The sequence below is a fragment of the Fretibacterium fastidiosum genome, assembly GCF_000210715.1.
Taxonomy (GTDB): Bacteria; Synergistota; Synergistia; order Synergistales; family Aminobacteriaceae; genus Fretibacterium; species Fretibacterium fastidiosum.
Window position 1 is genome coordinate 396,249 of the sequence record NC_021038.1, and the last position, 6,806, is coordinate 403,054.

Genomic DNA, 6,806 nt, shown 5'->3' on the forward strand with positions numbered 1-6,806 from the left:
CCTGGGGAAAAGGGACAGGAAGAGCGCGGCCAGCAGGACCTTGAGGACCGATAGGGTTGCCCAAAGGGCCGGGCTGTCTTGATAGTGGCTGAACTCGATCCACCTCATGACCCAGTAGACGCAGTCTGCCAGCGGATAGAGAAAGGACACGGCGTAGGCGCACCACGCGAGGGAGGACTCCTTCGCCCCGGCGGGGCAAGACAACCCGTCCAGGCGGCGGGCCGTGTGAAGGACGGCGAGGAACAGCACCGTCAGGAGCACTTCTCCCATGGTGACCAGAAAATAGATTTCCCCCAATCCGATGGCCACCATCATGGACCTGCCCGTAAACGCGCGAAGCGTTGCCCCGGCTGACAATACTGCGTACACGAAGGCCTCCCAGCAGGCGTAGGCCATAAGGATTTTTGGCGAAGCCAAAGGGCGCAGACTGTAGAGGAAGGCAGCACAGGGTAGGATGCAGGGCAGAAGTCGAACGCCCGTCCGGCCGAGGCTGTCGTAGAGCGTCATCGACAGGATCGCGCTCAAAAGGCCGCCCGCGCCGAAGAACTCGTTGAGGCAGAAAAGGATCATGCCCGCCAGGAGCAGCCGGCTGAGCCTCTTTCTGAGTTTCAAGGCCTCCGAACGTTCGTCGTTCGTATCCGGCTCGATTTTCTCGACACCAAACCGCACCGGCCGCGGTGAACGCACGTCCAGCCACGCGAACAGGAACGCGGCGATGATGGAGGCGTAGCCCATGATATCGCAGACCTGAAACGCCAGGATCGTGGGGGACTGCAGCTCCCTGTGCCCCATGTGCCACAGGGCGGGGGTGTCGGAGAGGAGGTACAGGGCCCCCGCCGCGCTGGCGCAGAGGAGGGGCCAGGCGCGTCGGCTTCGGCGCAGCGCCAGGTACCCGCCGGCAAGGAGGGGAAGCCACAGGATCTGATGAATCCACCAATACGGCGAGGACAACAGCTGAAACGCCTTCCGCAGAGCTTCGGGGTTCGCGTTGGCGAGGAAGGTCGAGTGGAGGTAAAGCCCCCGATCCAGGAGTCCGTAGAGGCCCGCTCCGGCGCTCAGCGCCAGGGCCGCCCGGCGGTCCCGCCTGAGGTGCAGGAGGAGGGCGATTGCAGCCGCTGCAGCCAGGACGAGCACCGGCCAGGTTTCCTTCCTCCATGAGGTGGGGCTTGCATTGCCCCACAGGACGATCCTCAGGAGGGCGTCGCTCAGCGCGTAGCCGAACGAAAGTCCCCACGCCCAGAGCCCCCACAGGCTGACGCGGCCCCGGTCCTTTTGCGCATCCCACGCTTCGCTCACCGTCGCTCACTCCTTATAATTTTGGATGGATTCGTCGTGTGCGGCACGGACCGGCTGTCCGCGACGCCAGACAGGTCGATCAATATATTATCATGACGGTGGCGTGGAGACACGTTAAGGCGAGCATCGATATCCGAGCGTAGTATAATGACACGGGGTGGGGGTGTCATGCCAATGCGGAGGTCCTGAGCGAGGAAAGTGGGGGCTTTTAGATGACGATCATGCCGGAGCGCACGCCGGGTGCGGCGGCGTTGAACGAGGAGAAGCGGGCGGCGCTCAAGGCGCTGAAGACGGTGAGGGGACAGGTGGAGGGCATCATAAGGATGATCGAGGAGGGGCGCTACTGCGTGGACATATCCAACCAGCTCCTGGCCTCGTCCGCGCTCCTGAGGCGCGCGAACGTCCTGGTGCTGCGGCAGCACATGCACCACTGCGTGCGGGATGCCGTCGAGCACGGCGACGTCGACGCGAAGCTGGACGAGATATCGGACCTCCTCGCGAAGATCATAGGCCGCTGAAGCCCGTTTGACAAAGGGGACGGGCCGTGCTATCGTTCAATAGACCCCCACGGGGAGGGGGTGTTATGGACGTCCTGAGCCTCATCTCCGGGCGTCCGGACGGTGAGTTGCAATAGGTTCTCGAGGAGGGATCCCGATGAAGAGGGAATCGTACGACGTTACGGGCATGAGCTGTGCGGCCTGCTCTGCCCGCGTGGAGAAGAGCGTGGCGGCGCTGCCGGGCGTCGAAGAGGTTGCCGTCAACCTGTTGAAGAACGGCATGACCGTCCGCTACGACGAGGGGGTGCTTTCCTCCGCCGACGTCGTGGCCGCGGTGGTGAAGGCGGGGTACGGGGCCAGCCTCCGCGGCGGCGCGGGGGAGAGGAGAGAGGCGCGCGGGCCAGCGCAGGACGTCGCCCTCCAGGAGTACCTGGGGCTCAGGACGCGCCTCGTGGCCTCGCTCGTCTTCGCCCTCCCGCTGTCCTACCTGTCCATGGGGCGCATGATGGGCTGGCCCATGCCGTCCTGTTTCCTGGGCGTGGAGAACGCGCTGGTCTTTGCCCTGACGCTCCTTCTGTTGGCTTTGCCGGTGGCCTTCATCAACTTCAAGTTCTTTCGAGTGGGCTTCGGCGCGCTGGCCCACGGCTCCCCGAACATGGACTCCCTGATCGCCCTCGGCAGCAGCGCGGCCCTGGTGTACGGCGTGTACGCCATCTATCGCATGGCCTGGGCCGCGGGACGCGGGGACGCGGCGACGGTCTCCCGCTTCTCCATGGACCTCTACATCGAGTCGGCCGGGATGATCCTGACCCTCATCACGCTCGGCAAGTTCTTCGAAGCGCGGGCCAAACGCCGAACGTCGGACGCCATCACGCGCCTGATGGACCTGGCTCCCCGGACGGCGGTGGTGGAGCGGGACGGGGCGGAGGTGGAGATCCCGATCGAGGAGCTGGAGAGGGGGGAGATCGCCGTCGTCAAGTCCGGACAGGCCATCCCCGCGGACGGCGTGCTGACGGAGGGCGCCGCCGCGGTGGACGAGTCCGCGATCACGGGCGAGAGCATCCCTGTGGACAAGGTCCCCGGAGACCGCCTGGTCGGCGCGACGACGGTGCGCGGCGGCTGGCTGAAGATGCGGGTCACGGGTGTCGGCGAGGAGACGACCCTGGCGCAGATCGTCCGCCTGGTGGACGAGGCCACGAGCTCCAAAGCCCCCATCGCCAAGATGGCGGATCGGGTCAGCGGCGTCTTCGTGCCCATCGTGATCGCCATCGCCCTTGCGACGGGCGCGATATGGCTCCTGGCGGGACGCGGCGTGGAGTTCGCCCTCTCCATGGCCATCTCCGTGCTGGTGATCTCCTGTCCCTGCGCGCTGGGGCTGGCGACGCCCACGGCCGTCATGGTGGGCACGGGGCGGGGCGCGGCCAGCGGCATCCTCATCAAGTCGGCCGAGGCCCTCGAGCGGCTCCACGACATCGACACGGTGGTGCTGGACAAGACGGGCACCATCACTCAGGGGACGCCGGTCGTGACGGACGTCCTGTGTCCCGCGATGGATCAGCGGGAGTTCCTGAGGGCTGCCGCGTCCCTTGAGAGCCGATCGGAGCATCCCCTGGCCGCTGCCGTCACCGCGCGGGCGGAGGCGGAGGGCTTGGAGCTCCTGTCCGTGGAGGACTTTGCCCAGGAGGCCGGAGCGGGGGTCCGCGGTGTCGTGGGAGGGCGCGAGTGGCGCGCGGGGAACCGCAGGGTCCTGGAGGCGGCGGGCCTTTACGACGAGCGCGCGAAGGAGCTGGAGCAGAAGCTGGCGGACGAGGGAAGCACCCCGATGTTCTTCGTGACGGAGGGGCGGCTGGCGGGGGTGATCGCGGCGGCGGACGTCGTGAAGCCCACCAGCCGTCAGGCCGTAGGCGAGCTGCGCCGCATGGGGCTCCGGGTCGCGATGCTGACGGGGGACAACCGGCGCACGGCCTGCGCCATTCAGCGTCAGGTGGGGCTGGACGAGGTCACGGCGGAGGTGCTGCCCCAGGATAAGGAGGGGGAGGTGCGCCGCCTGCAGGAGGCGGGGCGGAAGGTGGCCATGGTGGGGGACGGCATCAACGACGCTCCGGCCCTGGCCAGGGCCGACGTGGGCATCGCCATCGGGGCGGGCACGGACGTGGCCATCGAGTCCGCGGACCTGGTGCTGATGCGCAGCAGCCTGATGGACGTGGCGGGGGCCATCCAGCTCGGCCACGCCGTCATCCGCAACATAAAGCAGAACCTGTTCTGGGCGCTGTTCTACAACGCCCTCTGCATCCCCGTCGCGGCGGGCGTGCTCTACCCCCTGTGGGAGGTGAAGCTCAGCCCCATGCTGGGGGCGCTGGCCATGAGCTTCAGCTCCGTGTTCGTGGTGTCCAACGCGCTGCGCCTGCGCCGCTTCAGGCCGAGTTACGCCTCGGCGGACCCGATCGTGGAAGCGTCGGGCGCCGCGGAGGGAGACGAGGGTAAGGGGGTGATGAAGGTGAAGAAGCTGCTGCATGTGGAGGGCATGATGTGCCAGAACTGCGTGAAGCACGTCAGGACTGCGCTGTCGCAGGTGTCCGGCGTGTCCGGCGTGGAGGTCAGCCTTGAGGACCGGACGGCGCTCGTGACCCTTTCCGGGGACGTGGCGGACGCGGTCCTGACGAAGGCCGTCACGGACGCGGGCTACGAGGTGAAGTCCGTCGAAGCCGCGTAGGGCGGAGCCCTGCGGGTTGATGCAGGGGCCGGGGCCTGAGGGTTCCGGCCCTTTTTGAGTGCCTCAATCCATGGGTAAGAAAAGAAACGGCGATTGTTCAACATCGATACAAAAGCGTCCTTCGTTTCTGAAATTCTTTGGTCTGTTCGCCTAAAAAATTTGACAAACTCCACCCGGTTGAGTTAAACTGGGGGCCAAGTCACGAAGTGCGTTCTTTTTCACCGTTTCACTCGTGAGCTCCTTAGGGGGTTCGCACTTGATTGTCGATACCTGCGTTTGATGGACGGGAAGCCCGGTGAAAATCCGGCGCGGGACCCGCCACTGTGTGCCGGACGAGGTCGCGCAACCACTGGGTTCCGTTTTCCGGGAAGGGCGATTCGAGGATGAAGGCGAGTCAGGAGACCGGTCATTCGCGGGGAGAGGGATAGCCTTACGAGGATCTGAGGCTGTCCGTAAAATGGGTCTGTGCCCATTTTACGGACAGCCTTTTTTTGCGTTTCGAGTTCGAGCGATGTCGGGCAGTACGCTGGGGGGCTTATGGGAGGAGGTGTATCGCATCCGAGAGATTAAGTGCGCTGCGGTTGAGGCAGGGGACCCGTAAGGGCGATTGAGCTTGGAGATGGAAAGAGGGAAGACTATGGACAAGAATATTGATGCCGCCGGGAATTTCGATAACCTTCAGACCGTTGAGGAAGAATTTTTGGGGGAGCCCGGAGGAGGGAAGAAGGAGCCCGGAAGCCGGACTCCGCGGAAGGCCAACCTTATCGAGGCGCTGTTTACCTTCGGCTTTCTCATCGTCGTGATGTCGGTGAGCATTATCAAGTTCAAACTGGACCCGCATATCCCCATGTTCGTCGGCGTCATCGCGGCCGCGGTTATGGGACTGTGGTTGGGCTACAAGTGGGAGTCCCTCGAAAACGCGATGATCAAGGGGATATCTCAGGCCATGCAGTCGATCATCATCCTGGCCATCATCGGTATGCTCATCGGCGTATGGATCGTGTCGGGCGTCGTCCCCTCGATGATCCTTTACGGGCTGAAGCTGCTGTCCCCTCAACTCTTCCTGCCGGCGGCGGTCCTGATCTGCTCCATCACGTCCCTGGCGACGGGGACCTCGTGGGGGACCGCGGGGACCATGGGGGTCGCGCTCATGGGGATCGCCGTCGGGCTCGAGATCCCGCTTCCCCTGGCGGCGGGCGCAGTGATCTCCGGGGCGTACTTCGGCGACAAGATGTCCCCGCTCTCCGACACCACGAACCTGGCCCCCGCGATGGCGGGGACGGATGTCTTCACTCACGTGAAGGCGATGATCCCCACCACGGTGGTGGCCTACCTCGCCGCTCTGGGGCTGTTCGCCTATATGGGCATGGGCTATGGGGGCACCGAGACCAGCCTGGAGAGCATCAAGCTCATTCAGGACGGAATCCTGTCCCAGTTCAAGGTCAGTCCCGTCCTCCTGATCCCGCCGGCGCTGGTCATCGTCCTGGTGGCGATGAAGATGCCTGCCATACCGGGTATCGTCATCGGGCTTCTGACCGCCGCGTTCCTGGCCCCCATCTATCAGGGGGCTTCCCTTGGAGATATCCTGAAGTGCGCGCATTACGGGTACGTCAGCGAGACCGGCGTTGAGGTCATCGACACGCTCTTCACCAAGGGCGGGCTGGAGGGGATGCTCTTCTCGATCTCCCTGACGATCATCGCCATGATGTTCGGTGGGATCATGGAGGAGACGGGCCAGCTGGAGACGATAGTGAACGCCGTCCTGTTCCGGCTGAAGAGCTATGCGGGCCTCATCGTCTCCACGGAGGTGACCTGCCTGTTCAGCAACATCACCATGCCGGAGCAGTACATCTCCATCGTGATACCGGGCCGCATGTACGCTCAATCCTACCGGGAACGAGGACTGCACCCGTCCCAGCTCTCCAGCACTCTGGAGGGCATGGGCACCGTCTCGGGCGCCCTGATCCCGTGGAACACCTGCGGCGCCTTTATGAGCAATGCCCTGGGCGTGCCGACGGCCCTTTATTTCAAGTACTGCTTCTTCAACCTGTTCATGCCCCTCGTCGTGGCCGTGTTCGCCTTCTTGAAGTTTAACGTCCGCTACATGACGGAGGAGGAGAAGGCTCAGCTGGCGGAAACGGGGCGCTGCTGAGGGCGCGTTTTCCCCCATCCTGCGGGATAGGGACTGAAGTTCAGAGGATCGTATTTCCCGCTGCGCGTGAAGCCGGGCCTCGCTCAGCCCGGCGCCCTGTGCGGATAGGGTTTTTGTGTGGCTGCGTGTATTTTTGTTTGTGGTTTTA

The 6,806-nt window shown here is 64.4% G+C and carries 4 protein-coding genes and 1 riboswitch; of the genes, 3 read left to right on the forward strand and 1 reads right to left on the reverse strand.

Translation table 11 applies throughout. The annotated features are described in order from the left end of the window. Window positions 1–1,296, reverse strand: a 1,296-nt coding sequence (locus SY1_RS01750; RefSeq protein WP_208872569.1) for a hypothetical protein, incomplete at its 3' end; no start/stop codon positions are given. 212 nt (window positions 1,297–1,508) lie between these two features. On the opposite strand from SY1_RS01750, the gene SY1_RS01755 reads away from it, so the two are divergent. The 3 genes from SY1_RS01755 to nhaC all read left to right on the forward strand — a co-directional run bounded on the left by SY1_RS01755 (window position 1,509) and on the right by nhaC (window position 6,658). Next, window positions 1,509–1,814: a metal-sensing transcriptional repressor gene (locus SY1_RS01755; RefSeq protein ID WP_015555983.1), complete on the forward strand. Its 306-nt coding sequence runs from the start codon at window positions 1,509–1,511 to the stop codon at window positions 1,812–1,814. 136 nt (window positions 1,815–1,950) lie between these two features. Continuing rightward, window positions 1,951–4,506, forward strand: a complete 2,556-nt coding sequence (locus SY1_RS01760) for a heavy metal translocating P-type ATPase (protein WP_015555984.1) — start codon at window positions 1,951–1,953, stop codon at window positions 4,504–4,506. A gap of 260 nt (window positions 4,507–4,766) precedes the next feature. Then, window positions 4,767–4,931: riboswitch (cobalamin riboswitch) on the forward strand. 212 nt (window positions 4,932–5,143) lie between these two features. After that, window positions 5,144–6,658, forward strand: a complete 1,515-nt coding sequence (gene nhaC / locus SY1_RS01765) for a Na+/H+ antiporter NhaC (protein WP_015555985.1) — start codon at window positions 5,144–5,146, stop codon at window positions 6,656–6,658. Window positions 6,659–6,806: the final 148 nt, after the last annotated feature.